Consider the following 19,629-nt stretch of genomic DNA (forward strand, 5'->3'; position numbering starts at 1 on the left):
CCAACACGAATATGAAGATCAAAGCACTTATAGTTGATGATGAACCTCATGCAATTGAGGTTATTGAGAAATATATTCAGAATTTTTCGGAAATTGAACTGGTTGCAAAATGCAATAACGCAATTCAGGCATTTCAAATTCTGCAACAGGGTAAAATAGATTTGATGTTTTTGGATGTAAAAATGCCCGGCCTAATGGGAACCGAATTGGTTAGAAGCTTAAAAAATCCGCCTAAAACAATTTTCACTACTGCTTATCAGGATTATGCATTGGAAGGTTTTGATTTAAATGCTGTTGATTATTTACTAAAACCTATTCCGTTTGATCGGTTTTTGAAAGCCATTGACAAAGTTTTTGAATTATATAAGGTAGCGAACAACAGCATTGGCATTTCACAACAGCCTGTAGTGCAAAAAAGCGATGTGTTTCTTTATTTAAGGGTTGAAAGAAAAATGGTTAAAGTTAATGTTGCAGATATTTATTGGGTAGAAAGTTTAAAAGATTATATCAAAGTAGTACTAAAAGATAAGGTATTGATCAGCAAACAAAAAATTAGTTTATTAGAAGAACTATTACCTGAAGATAAATTTATTCGTATACATCGCTCTTTTATCGTGGCCTTAAATAAAATTGAAAGTTACCATTCCTACTCAATTGATGTACTGGGAAAAGAATTACCTATAGGAAGAAACTATAAAGCCGAATGCCAAAAGCGCCTAAGAATAACTTAGTGGAATAAATTTCTCTTGTAATTGCAAAAATAATATATTGGGCTAAATAGCACATAAAGTATCATAATTACAATAAACTTTGGCCTTGCTAAACGAAATGTACCGCTATATTTCTTCAACAAATAAATTAACACCAACGGATAGGGTTTTCCAAACTGGTCAGTTCTACCATCGTTGGCCAGTTTAAATGTTTCCCTTAATAATTTTTCGGTAGCTAATGCAGGTTTTACCTTCCAGGTTACTTTTGCAGGTGTAAACCCGCTATTCCACATGGCATGAGCTTGTTTAGCCTGTATATGAATGATACTTCCTTTTTCGTAATGTTTTATTTTATCTTTATAACGTACGGTTAATTCGCCCTCAAGCACTTCAAAATACTCTTGTTGTTTTGGATGAAAATGCATTGGTGGTTCTTCTGAAAATGATGGATAAACAGTTTCCATCTCCAGTACATCATCAATGGTACCTATAATTTTTATTTTCTGCCCGGTTATGTCATTCATTATTTCATCATAATATGAAATAATGTTTAAAAATTTAACATGTCCTGGCAATTCTTTAACACAGATCAACTTTAAAATCATTTTTTGTTAATTTTTAATTAAAATATAGCTTAGTAGAGTGAAAAGATCTAAATAAATACAATTTTGATAATTAAGAGCCTGCCCGTTGCTTTTCAGTATCAGCACCAGAAGGATTATATTTTTTCGGAGCGGAGAACATCTTTCCAAACCTATAACTATAAGTAAGTATAAAGTTTCTGCTATCAGATTTATTCACCCATCCGGCAGTAGTAGCCGCCAGATTATTTATAGTTCCTACATAAACACGGGTGCGAAAAATATCAGTTACATTAAATTTCAAGTTACTTTTAGCAGATAGCTTCTTTTGAATAGCAGCTCCAAACTCGTTCACACTATTTCTAACAAACTGGGTACTCGAAAATTTACTTTGATAGAGAAAATTTACTTCTGCATTCCAGCTGGGGCTAATTTTTATTTGCAGATTTGGAGTTGTTCTGAAATAAGTGCCGTTTGTGGTTAAAAAGCCGGTATAAAAATCTGTTTTAGTTACCACATTAGAAAGTTCGCCATAGGCATGTAAGGTAAGCCATTTATAAAAATCAACTTCTGCATTAACAGAAATAGTTTTAATATTTCCCGAACCAATATTTCCAGGCCTACTATAATAAGTTCCATCTACAATTTCAATTGTTTCGGTTACCTGATCTTTAATACTGCTATAAGAAATGGTTGTGGTAAATTTGTTTTTATGTGTATAAGACAGTTCGAAAACATTAGTAAACGTAGGTTTTAGAAAAGGATTTCCTAAATAGTAGGTAAATTTATCTAACGGCATATAAAATGGATTAAGGCTACGGTATGATGGACGATCGACCCTGCGACCAAAGTTTAATCCAATTTGATTATTTGCAGCCGAATCAAGTTTATAAGAAAGATAAAAAGTAGGAAAAAGATTATTGTAAGTTCTATTAAATGCCGAATCGGGTTTTACCGGGTTTCCAAGTTGGTGACCATTAGAACGGGTATTCTCAAACCTAAGGCCAGCTTGAACTGTAAGCTTTTTACCTTGAATGCTCAAGTTAATATATGCAGCATTAATATTTTCTTTGTACACAAAATGATTTGTTTTTTCGAAATCAGGAGCCGAGGTATTCCCAACAACATAGTGGTAATCTGCAACGTTATCGGTAATGATATGGCTACTTTTTATGCCCGTTTCTAATTTTAGGTTATTTTTTAAAGGTTTTGAAAAATCAACCTTCGCCGAGTAAATATCTATTCCAGAGGGCAACTCACCAGTCAACAGGTCAGCATATTTCAAACTCATATCCGGAAAATAGCTATAATTATAATATTGCTGTTCGGTTTGGTGGCTATAATTTAGATAATCTAAATCAAAGGTTAATTCGCCGGTTTCTTTACCAAATTTATGGCGATAATTTAGGTTAAAATTAGTATTCTCAAATCTCGATTTTTCATTATTTGAGGCTTGTATTATTGAATCAAGCTGGTTGAAAGCGTTTAGCAGATTACTTGTATTACGATTTGTTTGCGAGGATTTTCTAAGTGTTCCATTAAATACAAATCCCCAGGTCGTTTTACTTGTTTGATAAAAATCTATGCCGGCTTTGGTATTAAAAGTATTTCCGTTACGTTTAAGAAAAGTGTTTTGATTAAAATAATATTTTGGAGAGTCATCTTCATTTTTATAAATCCTACGTAAGTCGAGATCAATAAAAGAATTGTTTAGATTATGGCTAAAATTCGCAAAAGCATTAATTTTATTTTTATAATAGTTTAAATTTAAACTGTTATTTAATCGGGTTAGTTTTCCTTGGTTAAGGCTTAAATTAAGAGTTCCATTAAAGCCACCGGCTTTACTTTTTTTTGTTTTAATATTAATAATGCCTGCATTTCCTGCTGCATCATATTTGGCTGATGGATTGGTAATCAGTTCAATTTGCTCAACAGAGGATGATGGAAGAGATCTAAGATAGTTTTCCAAATCATTTCCAGACATGTAGGTAGGTTTATCATCAACATATACATTAACACCAGATTTTCCTTTTAGGCTAATCAAACCATTACCATCAACAGCTACTCCCGGAGATTTTGCCAAAACATCCATAGTGCTAATTCCTGTATTAGATATCAACGCATCAACATTTATAACTGTCCTATCAGACTTAAGTTCTGAAAATGCTTTTTTTGAGCTAATTACTATTTCTTTAAGTTCTGTTGATTTAATCTTGATTATAATGTCGTTTAAGTTTACTTCAAATAAACCATCCTTTAATATTATTGGTTTACTCTGGTAAGCTACCTGCCCTGCTAAAGATGCTTTTAATAGGTATTCTCCAAGTTGGGGTGCTGAAATGCTAAATTTACCATCGTGTTCAGTTACTGTTGCTTTAACTGCCATAGCATTAGCAACTGTATAAAGAGCTATATTAATTTGCTCAAGGGGTTTTCCTTTATCATCCAAAACACGACCGTAGATTTTAAAGGAATTTTGTTGTGCAAACGCTGCAGAAACTGAGATGAATAATGCCAACACCAATTGTATTGCCGGCTTTATTATTGCGAACCTAAAATTCATTGAAAAAGAATAATTATAAATTGATTGTTAAGTCAAGCTCCAAAGCTGACGGTCTTTCTTGTATTTAAAGGCAAAGCTATGCTGGTACAAAATACATTCAAAGCTTTGCCAATTAATGAGGGGTTTTAGCCGACAGACGACTTCAAAATGGCAGTTTACAGTTTTGGCTTAGCCTTATAAGTATATTGTCATAAATCAGGCAATATTTAGCCGTTTATCAACACTATACCTGTATCTGTCGATAATAGTTGAACAAAATTTTCATGACATCCAATTTTGCATGATGGAATATCTACAAAAAAACATGAAACAAATTTTAATCTACACTATGCTTATTGCACTCAGTTTGAGTTCGTGCAAGAAAAACCCAAAACCTGTTGATCCGGAAACCATACCCCCAATTGAAAATGGCGGTGGTACAGGTGATGGAACTGAAACAATCCCCGCAACAGCAGACATCTATCTTTTAGGCACAAAATACGTAGGTTATGCCGGTAATTATGCTTTATGGGCAGAGCGTACGCTAAAAGAAAACTTCACCGATTATTCATTGGAAGGTTCGGGTTTAGAAGGCATATTTATTCAGGAAAATTCAGGAACGAAAACTGTCCATTTTTTTGGTTCAAAGCTATTTACACAAACAAGATCAAGGATTACCTATTTCAACAAAAAAAATTATGCAACCTTGGCTGATCAGTTAAACCTTGGCTTATCATCCAGTTTTACAGAAGCTTTTATCGCCCATACAACATTTAACAAATCAGCCTATTTATTAGCTGCCGCAACTGCAACAGATCTTGCCGATAAACGCTATTATTATAAAATTAACAGAAACGGAACGCCAACTGTTCATCACCTGCTGCCCAATAAAGACTATAAATTTATTGCAGCCAGCAACGCCGGGGTATATCTATCGCATACCTACGATGCCAGGTTATTCTGGACTGATATTGCGATGTATCGTGACAACAATTCATTGGGCAATTATAGATTAGAAATTCAGGATTTTAGTTATATCAATCCAATGGATATGGTTATGGTGAATGATCATACGGCAGCTTTCATTTGCTCGGCCAGATACGATCCTACAGGAGCTACCGAGTATTTATATGTAACTGTAAACATTAATACCAAGGCCAGTCAATCTCAAAGATTAGGGTTTCCAAGCAATTTTAGTATGGGAACGATGTTAGTTAAGGATAATAATGTGCTTCTATTTGGAAACGTTGCTGGCGATAAAGCAGCACAATATTATCAACTAAACGGACAAGGTGCTTCTTTTACACTTAAAAAAATACTACTTGAAACAAATGGTACTTCAAGCTATAGTACTAATGGCATATTTGATAGCGGAACAAACATTTTTGTAAGTGGAACTGAAGGAAATACGTCGGTTTATTGGAAGGATGGAAAATTAGTAAAACTTCAAAATAACTCTGCTACCAGTGTCATCATGCACGACATTAGAAATTAACAAATCAAAAATAATTTAACATAAATCAAGTATCAAAATGACAACAAAAAGCTATAAAATAGGTAAAAACATCATTGTACTAACATTGCTTACCATAATATCGGTTAGTGCCTGTTCATGCAAAAAAAACGAAGCCGGAACTCAGCAAGGTTATGCCACAGGCAAAATAACAGATACAAAAGGACAACCAATTCCGGGAGTTGAGGTTGCTATAGAAAATACGCTTGTTGGCTATCATTCAACCGCTAATGGAGTAACGGATAGTAAAGGGCTTTATAAAATAAAAGTATCGAACGTTGGTACATTCCACGCATCGGCATACCTAAACAAAACCTTTAATGGTAAGCAATATAAACTGGAGCTACATTGCGATGATAATGACGCTTTTGGAAATGAAGGTGCGGTTAGAGATTTTCAATGGCGATTAACTGGAGAAAAACCTGTTGCACTTGATGGTTATTATGGTTCAACTATAGAACTTTATAATGAACCGGGTTATTACATTAATGAGGCCAACATCACTTTAACTTTAATTCCGATAGGAAACCTTATTGATGGCTCTGCAGGAACTACATTAACCAAACGCCCAATAGTTACCAGCTATGGTATGGTTCATGATATACCATTGGGTAAGTACACTGTATCTGCAACTTACAATGGAGTGCCTTTAAGATTAAAAAAATTAGACAGCAACCAGGCATATAGTAATACAATGAGCATTGAATTTGAGCAGTATATAAGCACAGGTACTCCAATCGCGAGAATTTCTTATAACCAGTAGGAGATTTTTGAAAATTTAATAACTCACCCTTATTATATTGATGCTCATATCAAAATGAAAAAGCTGAATACCATTTTCAAAAGGAGATGGTATTAGCTTTTTATGATTTTTTTTATACCATTTCAAAAAACAAACATGACATGCAGCGGAATATCCATTTGCAGCGTACATAAAAGTTTTATATGCTCAAGGTATTAATCAAGCTGCTGTGTTTTTTAATGTACATAAAGACGATACTGAAACATATTATAAAAGTGAGCAAGAGCTTAATGATTTAGCATTGGAGCTATTAGAAGACAAGCATGAGGACGCTGCTTTGGAAGCACCTAAACTTTGCACAATACTATATCCCACAAGTTGGAATGTCTATGATAGCTTTGGTATAGCACTTTTGCAAACAGAAAGAAAGGCCGAAGCGCTTGAGATGTATAAAAATCCTTAATTCTTAATCCAAATAATGAGGAAGCGAAGGAAGTAATTGACCGTTTGACTAGAGCCAAACAAGTTCAATAGATTATTTTAAAAAACACATAGTAGATTAAACTAAAAAATCTAAATAGACTTATTAAAGGTTCAAATTACCCCTAAGTATAATTTGAACCTTTTTTTACAAACCATAATCTAAATTGATTAATCTTGATAATATTTCTTTTTATCTCAATTCTATCATAAATACTACCCTTACTTTAAAGCTTGCGTTCTTTTAAATTTGGTAACTTTCCTTTCAAAAAATAATCCTGGCACATAAAAGGTCAATATCGCTGGGGCAAAATAAGGCAATAATTCACCATCATTTGAGAGTATAATTATGGTTATTTTTTCATCCGGAAAACGCAAAACATCTCCAAGAGCTGGCCCCCCACTGTGTCCTCCAAACCTCATCCCATTGAAATCGCCAATAGAGAGACCTATTTGGCTAAATCCCGATTTGGTAGTTCCGACTGTATCAGCCTTATAGGCTATAGATTTCTCAAATACAGATGGAAATAAAATTTCTTCATCGATTCCAATCGCCCAATTAACTAAATCTGTTAAGCTTGCAAAATATCCGCCAGCTGTATAGGTAAACTGTGGATAAAAAAATTTATAAGGTATTCTTTTTCCATTTTTAACATAATAAGTGGATGCCTTGTTGTGTACCGAGTCGGTTTCCATCCACTCACTAACCATCCGTTCACGATCAAAAGCACCGTCTTTCATTCTAAGAGGGTTGGTTATTTCGGTTCTCAATATTTCGGGGTAAGGCATTTTGTATATCTTCTCCAGAATGTGTAATAAAATAGTGAAATCACCACTCATATAGGCCTGCTTGGTTCCTGTCGGATAGGCTAAGGTAGAATCCTTCAAAGAATTAACTACTTTATCGGTACTCGTGTACCGATCACCTTTAAAATCTCTTATACCACTGGTATGATTTAATAAATGGCGTATTTTCATTCCCTGCCAGCTGTTAGGGGCATTTTCAACATAATTGCTTACAAGATCATCCAAAGCGAACTTTTTATTATAAAGGCTTTTCATTACTAATGTTGAGGTAAGGAGTTTAGTTGTGGAGGCTATCTGAAAATTGGTATGCGCATCTATTTTCAAATTCCAGTCATAATTAGCCTTTCCATAGCAAGACATTTTTAAAACTTTTCCATCTTTTATGACTGCAACAGCCAGGCCACTAACATTCAAATCTTTAATCGTTTGTTGAATAAAGACTTCTGCAGAGTCATTTTGCTTTTTATAATTAGTTTGCGCCAGGCATATATACTGGTTTAGGAAAAATGTGAGTATAAATAATATTTGTTTCATCTTTAAATAAATATTTGTTGAATATTAATTTGCGAATTGCTTTATTATCTTTAACAAATCCTTTTTCTTACCAAGTGCTTTTTTGAATGCATCATAATACGAAGGATTAATTTTAACATATTTTTCAGCTTGGCGAGCTTCTGTCCAACCTGCTTTTACAAACTCAAGTTCGTTAGGGTTTTTATCATGAAGCCCTAATAAAACAAGGTTTATCTTATTTCGGAAATGCAGAGGCAGCATTTTATTTAAAAGAACAGGGCCAAGAGGTATTTCGGGAGAAAGCTGCAACAAACGTACTTTATCCTTATTTTCATTGTTGGCAATAAAAGAAAAATATTCGGCACTCCCCATGGCGGCTAAATCTGCCAGTCCATTTGCAACAGCCTCAATGGTCAGTTTATGGGTTTTTCCATAAGAAACTGATTTAAAATGTTTTTCTGCATCACCTATACTTAGTTTTGTGAATAATAATCTCGGTACAAGATTACCAGACGTTGAACCTTCCGTAACCAATTTAAGGTTAAAATTTTCGGTATCCTGCTTGATGTCGTCAAATGAAGAAATTTTTGAAGTAGAAGGAACAACTATAGCTGTTTTATAATTGTCTTTTGCGTCTGCTCGTACTTCTAAAGCAACAGAGGTTAACATATTATTACCTGATTCTTGCAGAAGCATATATCCAAAAGTATTAATCAAGGCAATGTCTACCTCGCCATTTTTAATTGCAGAAATAAATTCAAAAATTGTGGGATAACTTTTAGCAGTAACTTTATAACCTGTTTCTTTCTCCAGGAGCGATGCTAAAGGCTGAATATTTACCAATCGGTTGTTGTCTGCATATTGATAGGTTGCTATAACAATCGGCTTTATGAAGGCCACATCATTTCTTTTTTTCGCTTGTGATATAGTTGTATACAAAATAAGAAGGCAAATTAATATTTTTTTCATTTTAGTATTTTCGATTAAAAATTAAATATAGTGCAGTTATAGCTGGCTATTTGGAGCGGATTACTTTGAAAGAGCCGCTGATATCTTTTTGACTTATTTCACAATTTTCTTGGATAAGAGCTTTTCCTAAGAAATTCCCTGTTATATATTCACCAACCTTCCCAAAGCTCTTAATTTCTACATAACCATCAGCATCCTGACTTACAAGATTACAGTCTAAGAGTTCACTGAAATAACTTAGCGTATTATCCAAAGCGGAAAAGACCGATTTACCTTTCTCGTTGTCTTTTCCGAATGGAAAAACACCTTTTTTAGCGTTGTTTATTTTGATGTGAAAGTATGCCTTATCTCGCTCCCCTAGAATAATCAGTTGATCACCGATATTAAATGAGCGGGCAACTTCAGACCTCATGGCTTTCCCATCCAAAGACCAGCTGGCAAATTGTTTTAATTTTGGCATTTGGATTAACTTTCTGTCCTTTTTACAAGATACCATCACACATAATGCAAGTAAAGCAAAGAGATTGGCATGTGTTAATATATATTTCTTCATCTTTTGTCATGCAAAAAAAACATTACCAAAGTGTTTATTCAAGAAATAGCGACGGAAATCAGGGAATTATAGCCAAACAACTATTAAGAAACCCTATGCTACGATAGTAAGATGAGATTTGTCCTAACCCAGAATTAAATCGACCTGTTTAATTCAAAAAATCAAATAAATAAACAATCTGTCGGCTTAAAGTTGCCGTCTGTCGATAATGATTTTATGCCGATATATTTCTAAACATTTTTACGCTATCAAAAATTAATAGAAATGAAAAAATTAAAAGTACTTGCAATTATATTGGTATCAATCGTGCTAATCGCGTTATCAGGAGGCTTATTTGTAAATTTTGCACTACCAAATGTCGGCACTGCCCCTACAGTAAAAGTTGATATCACTCCTGAGCGAGTTTTAAGAGGAAAATACCTTGCCAACCATGTTGCAGCTTGTATGGATTGCCACAGCTCAAGAAATTGGGAACAATACGCAGGCCCAATGGTTGATGGAACTTTAGGCGGTGGTGGCGAAAAATTTGAGGAAAACATGGGCTTTCCAGGAAAAATATACTCATCAAATATTACACCACATACTTTATCCAGCTGGACAGATGGAGAAATATTAAAGGCAATAACCACCGGAGAAAGTAAAGATGGAAGGGCATTATTCCCGGTAATGGCATACCCTAGGTTTGGAAAAATGGATCAAGAAGATATTTATAGCATTATTGCCTACATCAGATTGCTAAAACCTATTTCCAAAAATATACCACAAACTGCGTTAAATTTTCCTGTTAACCTGATTAACAAAACCTTACCTACAAAAGCAAATTTTCAAAAAATTCCATCAGAAGCTGATACTGTTAAATATGGTGGCTATCTGGTAAATGCGGCAGGTTGTATAGACTGCCATAGTAAAACTGATAAAGGAAAAATTATTGAAGGCACCGAATTTGGCGGAGGTATGGAGTTTAAGTTTCCTACGGGTACATTAACGGCACCTAACATTACTATGCACAAAACAAATGGTTTAGGAAATTGGACAAAAGATGCATTTATAGCCAGATTTAAATTTTATGTCGACAGCAATTACAAAGCAGAAAGCGTTGGCACAACCGTCCTCAATACCACAATGCCCTGGACAATGTACGCCGGTATGAAAGAAACTGATCTTGCAGCCATTTATGGTTATCTAAAAAGTTTAAAACCCAGCCCAAATAAGGTAACTGTAAGAACATTTAACAAGTAACTATAAAGATAACATGCTAAAAAAATCATTATTTTTTGCTGCTTTGGTAGCACTAAACTTAAACACGCAGGCACAAACAAATATCTTAAGCAAGGTAATTGGCAGATATGGTGGCAAATGGCCAAAAACACTTTCATTTACGCAAACAACAACCCTTTTCACTCCCAAAGGAGAAGTGAAACAAACATGGTTCGAAGCGGGATCTTTACCAAACTATTTCAGAATAGATTTTAATAGGGAAAAGGGCAATACGGTTATTTTTGATGGTGATAAAGAGTATTATTTTAAAGAAAACAAACTAACCCGTACTGGTAAAAATAACAATCCGCTTATTTATTTACTTGGCGGTATGTACTTTGACAGCATAGACACCGTAAAAAACAAGCTATCAAAAATTGGTGTAGATCATACCTTAGAAAGCACGAATACCTGGAACGGAAAGAATGTTCTGGTTGTTGGGACGACTAAAGATGACGCCACAAAAACCCAACTATGGTTTGACGCAAAAGAACTATACCTAGTTAGATTCATCCAGAAGGAAGAAAATTCCACGCTAGATGTCCACTTTAGTGGGCAACAAAAGCTTGGTAATACCTGGCATGAAACTATTGTTGATGTCTATAAAAATAATAAAATGTTGCAAAAGGAAGAGTATAGCGAGTTTAAAACGAACATTAAACTGGATGAGGCTATATTCGATCCCAATCAATTTGGCAAAGTACACTGGTTAAATTAATTATAAAAGATATAAGTAAAAAAGGTTTTAATGGATAATCATTGAAACCTTTTTTTATGACATTTAACTTAAACCTTTCTTTTCGCCACAAGTTCAAGGGTAACAATAAACACATCTTCAGATTCGGTAATCCTAAATTTATGCTGCTTAGGATAGATGATAGCTAATCTCTTTTTGATATTCTTTAGCCCAATATTTCCATATATTGTTTTCTGCTGAAGTACATTTTTATTAATTGGTTTATTATTAGAAATCTTAAAAACAAATCTATCCCCCTTTAATTTGGCTTCAATATTAATCCACGAATCTTTCTCTAATTTGCTTACACCATGCTTATACGCATTCTCCACAAGTGGTAAAAGCAATAAAGGAGCTACAGTATAACCGGTAAAATCTCTATCAAAATAAGTGTTTACTTCAAGTCCATCTCCATATCTAATCTTCTCCAGGCTAATATATTCAGCTATGATATCCATCTCTTTTTGTAGATCAGCATTTAACGTATTACATTCATAAAGAATATACCGTAAAATACTTGATAAACTCATTACCACACCAGGAGCTGCATCAGATTTACTTATGCTAAGTGCATACAGATTGTTCAGTGTATTAAAAAGAAAGTGTGGATGAATTTGAGCCTTTAACAAACTTAACTCTATAGCCTGGTTTCTGTTGCGGTAAATTAAATATACTATTAGTGCCGACAGCAGAAGCAAAAACAAAGCTGAGAAACCATAAATAAGATACCTGTTTTTTTTCTGCAGTTCAAGATCTTTATTAATTAACTGTAGTTTTTGGTCCGAGATCGCTTTTTCTTTAAGTGTTGTTTGGTATTTAATCTCTGTTTCCTGAACAGCTTTCTGCATAGAGGTTCTACTCACCGAATCAATAAATGCTGCATATTTTTTTAGATAGTCAATGGTTTTGGCACTATCTCCCAACGCCTCGTATATCTTAAACCCCATCTGTAAAATGATCTTTAAATCATTAACATCCATTTCTTTAAGAGCCTGATTGATGTTTTTTTCGTAGTAGTAGCCTGCCTTTTTATAATCCTTTAGTTCGATATAACTTTCTGCCATAGACATTTCGGTATGCAGCTGCATTTCAGACTTGTTATCGATAAATTTATAATACTGTGGGATTTGGTTCAGTTGCTCTATAGCATGTGCATATTGCTTTTTCTCAAAATACAGATGCCCTAATTGCAAGTGTATCTTTGCAGCTATCAATGGTTGCTCTTTTGGATCGATATTTCTTTCTGCCTCTCTCAAATGCCTTTCGGCTGAGGCTAACTGACCACTTAATATCTCGCTTAGAATAACAGTCAATTTAGCTTTCATTAAATCGGGATTTCCACAATCCTTGAGTATTCCATACGCCTTTGAAGAATAGAATAGGGATTTTCTGGTATCTCTCAGATCAAAAAAAATATCAGACAAGAGGAAGTAATATTTCGCCTTTTCCTCCTCGTTATTTAGATTTTCAGCGGCTTTAAGTGCTCTAGTTATACTCTCAGCCGCTTTATTTAATTCTCCTGACTTTTTTTGGCTGGAGGCCAGTATATAATATGAACCGGCTATCATGTCTGGATCCTTCATATCCAAACTTAATTCTAACATTATAGCAGCTATCTTTTTTGCTTCGAGAAACCTCGATTTTTTAAACAGCACATAGTTATAAAGCTTGTAGAATTGATATTCCTTAGCTTTATCTGGCGAACTAAAACCGTGAGTACCGTATAATTGTTTAAGTATATTTTCAGCAGAATCGAGTTGGCCAGCTTTAACCAGTTTTTCTAATTGGGCCAAAGTATTATCAATTTTAACTTGATTCTCCTGAATGGCAAAGTGCCTATTAATCGCTTGAGAAGTAGAGCAGATGGTGCAAAAAAAGATGAAAAGAAAAGATATTCTTTTAAGTTTCATTCTTGACATTAGAGCAAATAAATTAGTGTAATTAACGAATATACAATGTAACCAGTAAACAGCCATATCTTAACTTATACTTTAAGACAAATAGCATCATTTTGTCGACAAACAACAAGCGCAATTGGTATAAGGATTTGCAGTTTATCTACAAACCAATGCTTTTCATCTTCAGAGAAATTATAATAATTTGATATACAGCAATTTAAATAAAAACCGCTTTTTAAGCATATAACTATATCTGTAATATGTAACGAAGCTTAAAGTCTAAAATAAAAACAAACATGAAACCATTATTATTCTTACTATTACTATTATTTCACTTTTTTGTACAGGCACAAGAAATTGGCAAAAAAGCTGACAGACTTCTATCTGCATATCATAACCAAGATTTGTTTACCGGTAATGCGCTTATTGCAACCAACGGCACTCTTGATGCACATGGGATTAATTCTGTGGGGTATCCTTCAAGAATGACAGATTATATTTAAACGGAGTGCATCAATATCTACGATCATAACGAATGAATTGACTGCATTGATCTAAATTGGTAGTAAACACATCTTAACAAATCGTGATTTTATATTTATTGAACAAAATTATACTTAGGATGTTAACGTTCTATTAGCAATTATCCATTAAAACCAGTTTTTAATTCTACACTAGGAGTTTCCAGGCAGTAATTATGAATCAAGATACTTCACTTACTTCGAAATTTGGTTCTGAATTTTTTCCACCGGAATTGTTTGATACTTTGCCGGTTGCAATATATACTTGTGACAGGCTGGGATATATTACGTCTTATAACAAAGCGGCGGTCGCTTTATGGGGCAGAGAGCCAGAGTTAAAAAAAGACCTTTGGTGTGGTTCCTGGAAGATTTTTGGTGAAGATGGCAGCCCAATGCCGCTAGATACTTGTCCTATGGCCATGGCCTTAAAAGAAAACCGTCCTATTACAGGAGCGAAGATTGTTGTGCAGTGTCCGGATGGTGCTAAAAGGAATATAATTCCACACCCTGTCCCGCTATATGATAACGAAGGTAATCTAACCGGGGCCATTAATACCCTGATTGACATAACTGATCAGGTGAAATCAAACGCCCAGATTCAAAAATTACTTGATGAGACGAGACTTCTTGATGCAAGAAAAGATGAATTTATCGGCCTTGCCAGCCATGAGTTGAAAACCCCAGTTACCACAATCGGAGCCTACTTACAACTAATCGCACGAACGTTCTCACCAGAAGACTCAACTAAAACCCTGATATCAAAGGCGCAATATCAACTGGCCAAATTAAATACCTTGATCGCCGATCTGCTCGATATTACAGAACTACAAACCGGCTCTTTGGACTTATCGACTAATGACTTTAACCTGATTGTTCTTGTTAAAGAGGTAATTGAAATGATGCGGCGTATCAATCCCAGCCATGAGCTCACGCTCTATAGTGATCGGGATGAACTTTCGGTTACCGGAGATCAGAAACGAATGGAACAGGTCATAACAAATTTGATATCCAATGCTACCAAATATTCCTATCAAGCAAATCATGTGGTAATTCGTATTTCGGCTGTGCAAGATGTTGCGAATGTTTCTGTTCAGGATTTCGGTATAGGGATTGAAGTTGAAGAGCAAGGGCGAATATTTCACCGGTTCTATCGAGCGAATAAATCAAATAGTCATATTTCAGGACTAGGAATCGGTCTTTATATGTGCAATGAGATTATTTTGCGACATCAAGGCAGACTTTGGGTGGAAAGTACACCCGGAAGTGGTTCGACTTTTTTCTTTGAGATTCCTTGTAGTGTCCACCGTTTAAATTAATTTAAATTATCTGATCCATTAGACGGAAGTAAGTTTAAACAGCTAAGCTTCGGTTCTACCACTGCCGTCTATTACCCTCCCCGTCTTTTCCCCGTAAACACCCGAAGTAAAAACCTGCGATGGACTATGGGGATGGCTGTTTTTACAGGCCGCAAATGTGCGTGGGGCTATTAATTAATCGTACATCAGCTAAGAATTGTTAACTTAATGGACTGCAAAGATTTGTATTGATATGAATGTGCTTCCACTTTTCAGCGTGAGACGTTTAAAATTATAACAAAAATTCATAATGAAATTTACTAGTCTTTTCCGTAAGAAAAAAAAACAAAACCACATAAAGGCCATGCAATCTTAATCTCGATACTAAGGAATGCTGAGGGATATAGTTATGGCATGACAATAGATTTCATAAACAATGCCTTTTGTGTGGTTCGGTCTAAATACGATTCTGATGAGCGAATACGAAGTGAATACATTGATTATGACATCTTCAATAGTGATGAGAAAGCTCTCTTTGAACGTTATAACAAATTTGAATTTATTGAAGATGACAAAGAGCGGTTCGAAGCATTGTTAATCACCGTTTTCGACAAATATGCGCTACAGCCAGGCCAAACATAACTTTACCCCCCGCTTAAGCGATCATTTCAATATCGTTATAGTTACAGACTACGATTTCTCTTTTTGCAGGATGATTAGTGATTATGTGATCATAAACGTCAGGAAAAGTATTCACCAGAATCAGTGACATGATCATATCATGAATTGTTCCGTACCATTCTCGGCCCTCACTTTCACTGCAAGGCCAACCATAAATTTCATCGTTGCTTGTCATGTGGTACTCATCTGTCGCCTGGGTAATTCGATCATCACAAATTGGGATAATGACCAATGACCGACCTTCATCACCTCGATAAGCATCTTCAGGGTCGAAAGTCCCGTCTATAATATCATGGTTATTAAAACTTAGCCAGGAATACAATATGGCATTGATGGGATAAGCTGACGGATTTGCCTCGGCATATTCAGGAACATTGCTAAAATCTGGTAAAATAGTTTTTGGCAGTAAAAGTAACCCTGCACTTTCTTTCGTTCCAGCCAATAGTGTCTTATCACGGTTGAAATTAGGTGTCTTTTCTAGTGAGCCAAGCACCTCTTGGGATATATGGTTGATATGAATTGCTCTTCCGGCAAAATATTTAAAGCTCTTTTCAATGTCAATTATGCCATCTTCATTATATCCCGAATTATCCAACATCGTATAAATACCACGTGTGAGTTCATTGTTGTCCAAGTATTTAAGTATGGGATATTCTTTAATTGTCATTTAGGGCTTGTTTTGTGTCTTAGAATAAATACCGCTAAGGTAAACATTGAGCAGTTTATTTAAATCAATATTAGGGATACTACTTTAATGTTTTAAGTTGATCCCAGAAATCCTCGGAAAAGCGGGCCTGGAATTCCGAAGCAAAAAATTCGTCCTGTTTATCTGATTTTAGAATGGATGATATAACAGTATAATGGAAATATCTTTCCGGGAATATATCGATATTGGACATCATCAATAAAATCAATGCGGATTCAAGTAATGATTGATATTTATTTTCATCTATTAACAGGTGGCGAAGTCCGAAAATATCCATTACCGGAGCTGCAAAATCAGGTTGTTTATAGGTATCATAAGGTTGATTTAAAAATGATGCCGCCAGACCTGAGTATTTGGCGAAGTGGTCAATGTGAAACTCAACTTCTCGTTTTTTAAAACTGAGCAGGTATTGGAATAGTAAGACTGTCAATTCTTTCTTTTTAGCATCAGCAGTTGTCAGGGCAAGAATTGCGTCGATATGTAATGTTATAAATTCACTTTTTGTCATAATTTGCTTTAAACTTTTGCTGTAGTTAAATTAGGCTTTTTGTTGAAATAAATAACGATGATTAACACGTGTTTTTTAGCTAAAATATATAGCTTTCTAGCTAAAAAAGCTAGTTTTTAGGTGTTGCGTATTTCAGTGAAACTGACCCCTGCATTTCGGATCAAACTGACCACCTGACTGGCTGCCGAGCGTGGTAGCGAATGCCCCACGAAGTCTTATCAAAGATAATTAATTCTTAACAACCCCCGATCTTGCATTGAGCTAAAGTAGCTCAACCTCGCTATCATTCTCTTCACCCGCCTTTTCAGAACAAACAAACCTTCGGATTAGACCATCATGCCAGGCATTTCAAAGTCACCTTAAATAAGCCCGTATAATCGGTTCAGTCCGCAATCTGGACTAACACTCTATCCGCAGGATACGAATCGGCACTATTTCTATTTCGATTGCCTCTTATGATTAAATTCTTAGTTAACGGGTATCGGAATTGAGAAGGGATAGTCGATATTTTTCCCATTTTTCGTTGCTGGTTTAAATTTTGGAAAGGAGCGAACTAACTTAAGTGCGTTCGTATTATATGGCTCACCCATTCCTCGTAAGACTTTAATATCAGTTAATGAGCCGTCTGCCTTGACTATAAAACTCACTACAACTCTGCCACTTGCTGCTTTACCCGCATTAGATGGCTTAGCTAAAGAAAGGTTTTTCTTCGTGAAATCCACCATTTTCAGTTGTCCTCCAGGAAACTCCGGCAAAGTCTCTTGTTCGATTGTTGAGGAATCAGCTTTTTTGCTTTGTGCATAACCTGTTATGGAAATGCCAACTGTCAGAACGATTAAATATATGATACGTGTCATTATTTCTAAATTTAAGATTTTTAAACTAAATTAAAAGGTTATCTACATTGATCTGCAATTGAATAGTAGGCAAGAGGTTTTAAGCTATAGTTGATTGGAAAATTATATTGTGGTTTTGCGATTATGAACTTCTGTAAAAAGTGATAATACTTTGCCTCAACGGTTGCGCTCGTTGGATATGTAGGGTCTACTGCGGAAATATTTACCAAATCGTATATCCAATTTAAATATTCGGTGTCATTGCTTATGGCCAAACAACAGCCGCCCCCTTCAATTGCCTGGCTAATATCAAATGCTAATTTGGCTTCAAACTCGATATTAGACCTGCCGACATTGGTATATTGAGCCAAGCCACCTCCCGGATAAAAATAATGCTGATAGGCGTGGAATAACTCTTCAGTCAAAACATTAGCAGTAATAGTGTTAATGCTTTGAAAATATAGGTTATTATTGGTGTAGTTATACGCGCCTGCTGTACTCGTATTAACATTGAAATTAAACTTAACGGACTTATTAATTAATCCTGAATAGACATTGCCATAATAACATGACAAATTTAGCTGTGATGTTAGTGTCGAGTTTAACACATTATTCTGCGTTTGGGTCATTCCATTTGATTTGGTAATGGCAGTTAAAGAAGGGGTACTAGTAATGTTGATATTACTTCCAATGACAGAATACTGATAATCAGGATTAGTGGAAATTAGAGTATTCCAAAAAAAGGTTTGATAGTTTGGATCAATGCCCTGCACATTGAGATAATTCTGTCCATAATTAGAAGTTGGGAATCTTCTTGCGGAATCTAACTGGTTTGCAAGTCTTCCATTAAATTCAGCCGTGAAAAAGTAAGGACTTTGTAGGCTGCCATAAGGAAAATTAACACTCGGAGAATATACAGCTGGCAATATACGTGCCTGAGCAAATAATTTCAATACTCTTGATGCATCATTATGTGAGTATTTATATTTAGAGTTCGGATTTAATCGCCAGGCATATGGCGTATCGTACAACACAAATTGTCCGGAATAGTCAAAAGGGGCTGAAGGTTGTTGTTCTGTTTTTTGTAACATATCAACTATTTTTTGAAAACCCAGTTTATAGTTTACCCCTGTACCAGAAAATAAATATTTTACATTATAACGGTGGGCTTCATTATTATACATGTATCCCGGTGAGTAAACCTTGCCCATGCGATCATTGCCAGAGGGATAGAAACCAACGCTTAATCTCCTAACGGTACCATCAGCATCTGTGGTTGACAAACTTAAAAATGAGTGTCCTAAGTGTATTTTAGCATCACCTGTGATATACATGGAAACATTGTCACGAACTACAGGCCAGGGAGTTTCTACATATAGACCCCATTCAAAATAGGTGGCTTGCGTAGTGTCGGCAAAAAAGTTTTTAATAATATCCGCAGTAAGAGGTTGTGCTGGCCTTACTCTACCTTCATCTATCAATACATTCGTACTAAAACTAATTTCAGCTGGTGATTCGGGGCCTGTCGTAGGTAAAGCATTTAAAGATAGTAGACTTGATTCTTCAGAAGCTAGTTTGTTGACTTTCTGCCCCTCGTTAAACCATAGCTTTTTAATAATCGGAGTTCCGGTTATTTTTGTACCAGTAAGAGAGGATGGTTCTATAAACTCTATTTTGTTGCTGTCGGTTGCCTTTAAAGGATAAAGATCTTTTTTACAACTATAAAAAATAATGATACTAACGGAGAAAATTAATGAGAGCGTTTTTTTCATAAGAATAGG

At 35.1% G+C, this 19,629-nt stretch carries 19 protein-coding genes; 9 read left to right on the forward strand and 10 right to left on the reverse strand.

Going from position 1 to position 19,629, the window contains the following annotated elements:
* Window positions 1-11: 11 nt before the first annotated feature.
* Window positions 12-731: a LytR/AlgR family response regulator transcription factor gene (locus FA047_RS09470; RefSeq protein ID WP_136835781.1), complete on the forward strand. Its 720-nt coding sequence runs from the start codon at window positions 12-14 to the stop codon at window positions 729-731.
* Here FA047_RS09470 and FA047_RS09475 read toward each other — a convergent pair.
* Together FA047_RS09475 and FA047_RS09480 are read right to left on the reverse strand one after the other, a co-directional pair.
* Entirely contained in the window at window positions 728-1,234 is a 507-nt protein-coding gene (locus tag FA047_RS09475) for a cupin domain-containing protein (RefSeq protein ID WP_169304369.1), read from the reverse strand. The genes FA047_RS09470 and FA047_RS09475 overlap by 4 nt on opposite strands.
* A gap of 151 nt (window positions 1,235-1,385) precedes the next feature.
* Window positions 1,386-3,809, reverse strand: coding sequence for an outer membrane beta-barrel protein (locus FA047_RS09480; protein WP_169304370.1), 2,424 nt, complete (start codon window positions 3,807-3,809; stop codon window positions 1,386-1,388).
* Between the two features lie 349 nt (window positions 3,810-4,158).
* Here FA047_RS09480 and FA047_RS09485 point away from each other — a divergent pair, with 349 nt between their 5' ends.
* From FA047_RS09485 to FA047_RS09495, 3 genes are all read left to right on the forward strand, one after another.
* Window positions 4,159-5,328, forward strand: a complete 1,170-nt coding sequence (locus FA047_RS09485; protein ID WP_136835787.1) for a hypothetical protein — start codon at window positions 4,159-4,161, stop codon at window positions 5,326-5,328.
* Between the two features lie 37 nt (window positions 5,329-5,365).
* A complete protein-coding gene (locus FA047_RS09490) occupies window positions 5,366-6,109 on the forward strand; it encodes a carboxypeptidase-like regulatory domain-containing protein (protein WP_136835789.1) in 744 nt (247 codons plus the stop codon).
* 208 nt (window positions 6,110-6,317) lie between these two features.
* Window positions 6,318-6,551, forward strand: coding sequence for a hypothetical protein (locus FA047_RS09495; protein ID WP_136835790.1), 234 nt, complete (start codon window positions 6,318-6,320; stop codon window positions 6,549-6,551).
* Between the two features lie 239 nt (window positions 6,552-6,790).
* Here the strand turns inward: FA047_RS09495 and FA047_RS09500 are convergent, their stop codons facing one another.
* The 3 genes from FA047_RS09500 to FA047_RS09510 are packed head-to-tail and all read right to left on the reverse strand — an operon-like array spanning window position 6,791 to window position 9,410.
* Window positions 6,791-7,909 carry a serine hydrolase domain-containing protein gene (locus FA047_RS09500; RefSeq protein ID WP_136835792.1) on the reverse strand — a complete coding sequence of 373 codons (1,119 nt, stop codon included), beginning with the start codon at window positions 7,907-7,909 and terminating at the stop codon, window positions 6,791-6,793.
* A gap of 24 nt (window positions 7,910-7,933) precedes the next feature.
* Window positions 7,934-8,857, reverse strand: a complete 924-nt coding sequence (locus FA047_RS09505; RefSeq protein WP_136835794.1) for a phosphate/phosphite/phosphonate ABC transporter substrate-binding protein — start codon at window positions 8,855-8,857, stop codon at window positions 7,934-7,936.
* A 46-nt stretch (window positions 8,858-8,903) separates the two neighbouring features.
* Window positions 8,904-9,410 (reverse strand): DUF6252 family protein, encoded by a 507-nt coding sequence (locus FA047_RS09510; protein WP_136835796.1) that lies wholly within the window; start codon window positions 9,408-9,410, stop codon window positions 8,904-8,906.
* Between the two features lie 264 nt (window positions 9,411-9,674).
* Here FA047_RS09510 and FA047_RS09515 point away from each other — a divergent pair, with 264 nt between their 5' ends.
* Together FA047_RS09515 and FA047_RS09520 are read left to right on the forward strand one after the other, a co-directional pair.
* A complete protein-coding gene (locus tag FA047_RS09515; RefSeq protein ID WP_136835798.1) occupies window positions 9,675-10,649 on the forward strand; it encodes a c-type cytochrome in 975 nt (324 codons plus the stop codon).
* Window positions 10,650-10,662: 13 nt separating this feature from the next.
* Window positions 10,663-11,385, forward strand: coding sequence for a LolA family protein (locus FA047_RS09520; protein WP_136835800.1), 723 nt, complete (start codon window positions 10,663-10,665; stop codon window positions 11,383-11,385).
* Window positions 11,386-11,453: 68 nt separating this feature from the next.
* Here the strand turns inward: FA047_RS09520 and FA047_RS09525 are convergent, their stop codons facing one another.
* On the reverse strand, window positions 11,454-13,313 hold the full coding sequence (locus FA047_RS09525) for a tetratricopeptide repeat-containing sensor histidine kinase (RefSeq protein WP_169304371.1): 1,860 nt from the start codon (window positions 13,311-13,313) through the stop codon (window positions 11,454-11,456).
* 284 nt (window positions 13,314-13,597) lie between these two features.
* Between FA047_RS09525 and FA047_RS09530 the strand changes: the two genes are divergently transcribed.
* From FA047_RS09530 to FA047_RS09540, 3 genes are all read left to right on the forward strand, one after another.
* Window positions 13,598-13,804 carry a hypothetical protein gene (locus tag FA047_RS09530; protein ID WP_136835804.1) on the forward strand — a complete coding sequence of 69 codons (207 nt, stop codon included), beginning with the start codon at window positions 13,598-13,600 and terminating at the stop codon, window positions 13,802-13,804.
* A 194-nt stretch (window positions 13,805-13,998) separates the two neighbouring features.
* The gene (locus FA047_RS09535) at window positions 13,999-15,138 is read left to right on the forward strand and encodes a sensor histidine kinase (protein ID WP_136835806.1); all 1,140 of its coding nucleotides are present in this window, start codon (window positions 13,999-14,001) and stop codon (window positions 15,136-15,138) included.
* 393 nt (window positions 15,139-15,531) lie between these two features.
* A complete protein-coding gene (locus FA047_RS09540) occupies window positions 15,532-15,759 on the forward strand; it encodes a hypothetical protein (protein WP_136835808.1) in 228 nt (75 codons plus the stop codon).
* Between the two features lie 13 nt (window positions 15,760-15,772).
* Here FA047_RS09540 and FA047_RS09545 read toward each other — a convergent pair whose 3' ends face one another.
* The 4 genes from FA047_RS09545 to FA047_RS09560 all read right to left on the reverse strand — a co-directional run bounded on the left by FA047_RS09545 (window position 15,773) and on the right by FA047_RS09560 (window position 19,620).
* Window positions 15,773-16,465: a hypothetical protein gene (locus tag FA047_RS09545; RefSeq protein ID WP_136835810.1), complete on the reverse strand. Its 693-nt coding sequence runs from the start codon at window positions 16,463-16,465 to the stop codon at window positions 15,773-15,775.
* Window positions 16,466-16,544: 79 nt separating this feature from the next.
* A complete protein-coding gene (locus FA047_RS09550) occupies window positions 16,545-17,012 on the reverse strand; it encodes a hypothetical protein (protein WP_136835812.1) in 468 nt (155 codons plus the stop codon).
* Between the two features lie 467 nt (window positions 17,013-17,479).
* A complete protein-coding gene (locus FA047_RS09555) occupies window positions 17,480-17,869 on the reverse strand; it encodes an energy transducer TonB (RefSeq protein ID WP_136835813.1) in 390 nt (129 codons plus the stop codon).
* Between the two features lie 38 nt (window positions 17,870-17,907).
* Window positions 17,908-19,620 (reverse strand): hypothetical protein, encoded by a 1,713-nt coding sequence (locus FA047_RS09560; protein WP_136835814.1) that lies wholly within the window; start codon window positions 19,618-19,620, stop codon window positions 17,908-17,910.
* Between the last annotated feature and the right edge of the window lie 9 nt (window positions 19,621-19,629).

It is taken from the genome of Pedobacter frigoris, from assembly GCF_005116445.1.
Taxonomy (GTDB): Bacteria; Bacteroidota; Bacteroidia; order Sphingobacteriales; family Sphingobacteriaceae; genus Pedobacter; species Pedobacter frigoris.

What these genes read in the sequence shown, in the direction of transcription:
- FA047_RS09470 (WP_136835781.1), top strand. Translation starts at nt 12, where the DNA reads ATGAAGATCAAAGCACTTATAGTTGATGATGAACCTCATGCAATTGAG.
- FA047_RS09475 (WP_169304369.1), bottom strand. Translation starts at nt 1,234, where the DNA reads ATGAATGACATAACCGGGCAGAAAATAAAAATTATAGGTACCATTGAT.
- FA047_RS09485 (WP_136835787.1), top strand. Translation starts at nt 4,159, where the DNA reads ATGAAACAAATTTTAATCTACACTATGCTTATTGCACTCAGTTTGAGT.
- FA047_RS09490 (WP_136835789.1), top strand. Translation starts at nt 5,366, where the DNA reads ATGACAACAAAAAGCTATAAAATAGGTAAAAACATCATTGTACTAACA.
- FA047_RS09500 (WP_136835792.1), bottom strand. Translation starts at nt 7,909, where the DNA reads ATGAAACAAATATTATTTATACTCACATTTTTCCTAAACCAGTATATA.
- FA047_RS09505 (WP_136835794.1), bottom strand. Translation starts at nt 8,857, where the DNA reads ATGAAAAAAATATTAATTTGCCTTCTTATTTTGTATACAACTATATCA.
- FA047_RS09510 (WP_136835796.1), bottom strand. Translation starts at nt 9,410, where the DNA reads ATGAAGAAATATATATTAACACATGCCAATCTCTTTGCTTTACTTGCA.
- FA047_RS09515 (WP_136835798.1), top strand. Translation starts at nt 9,675, where the DNA reads ATGAAAAAATTAAAAGTACTTGCAATTATATTGGTATCAATCGTGCTA.
- FA047_RS09520 (WP_136835800.1), top strand. Translation starts at nt 10,663, where the DNA reads ATGCTAAAAAAATCATTATTTTTTGCTGCTTTGGTAGCACTAAACTTA.
- FA047_RS09525 (WP_169304371.1), bottom strand. Translation starts at nt 13,313, where the DNA reads ATGAAACTTAAAAGAATATCTTTTCTTTTCATCTTTTTTTGCACCATC.
- FA047_RS09530 (WP_136835804.1), top strand. Translation starts at nt 13,598, where the DNA reads ATGAAACCATTATTATTCTTACTATTACTATTATTTCACTTTTTTGTA.
- FA047_RS09535 (WP_136835806.1), top strand. Translation starts at nt 13,999, where the DNA reads ATGAATCAAGATACTTCACTTACTTCGAAATTTGGTTCTGAATTTTTT.
- FA047_RS09540 (WP_136835808.1), top strand. Translation starts at nt 15,532, where the DNA reads ATGACAATAGATTTCATAAACAATGCCTTTTGTGTGGTTCGGTCTAAA.
- FA047_RS09545 (WP_136835810.1), bottom strand. Translation starts at nt 16,465, where the DNA reads ATGACAATTAAAGAATATCCCATACTTAAATACTTGGACAACAATGAA.
- FA047_RS09550 (WP_136835812.1), bottom strand. Translation starts at nt 17,012, where the DNA reads ATGACAAAAAGTGAATTTATAACATTACATATCGACGCAATTCTTGCC.
- FA047_RS09555 (WP_136835813.1), bottom strand. Translation starts at nt 17,869, where the DNA reads ATGACACGTATCATATATTTAATCGTTCTGACAGTTGGCATTTCCATA.
- FA047_RS09560 (WP_136835814.1), bottom strand. Translation starts at nt 19,620, where the DNA reads ATGAAAAAAACGCTCTCATTAATTTTCTCCGTTAGTATCATTATTTTT.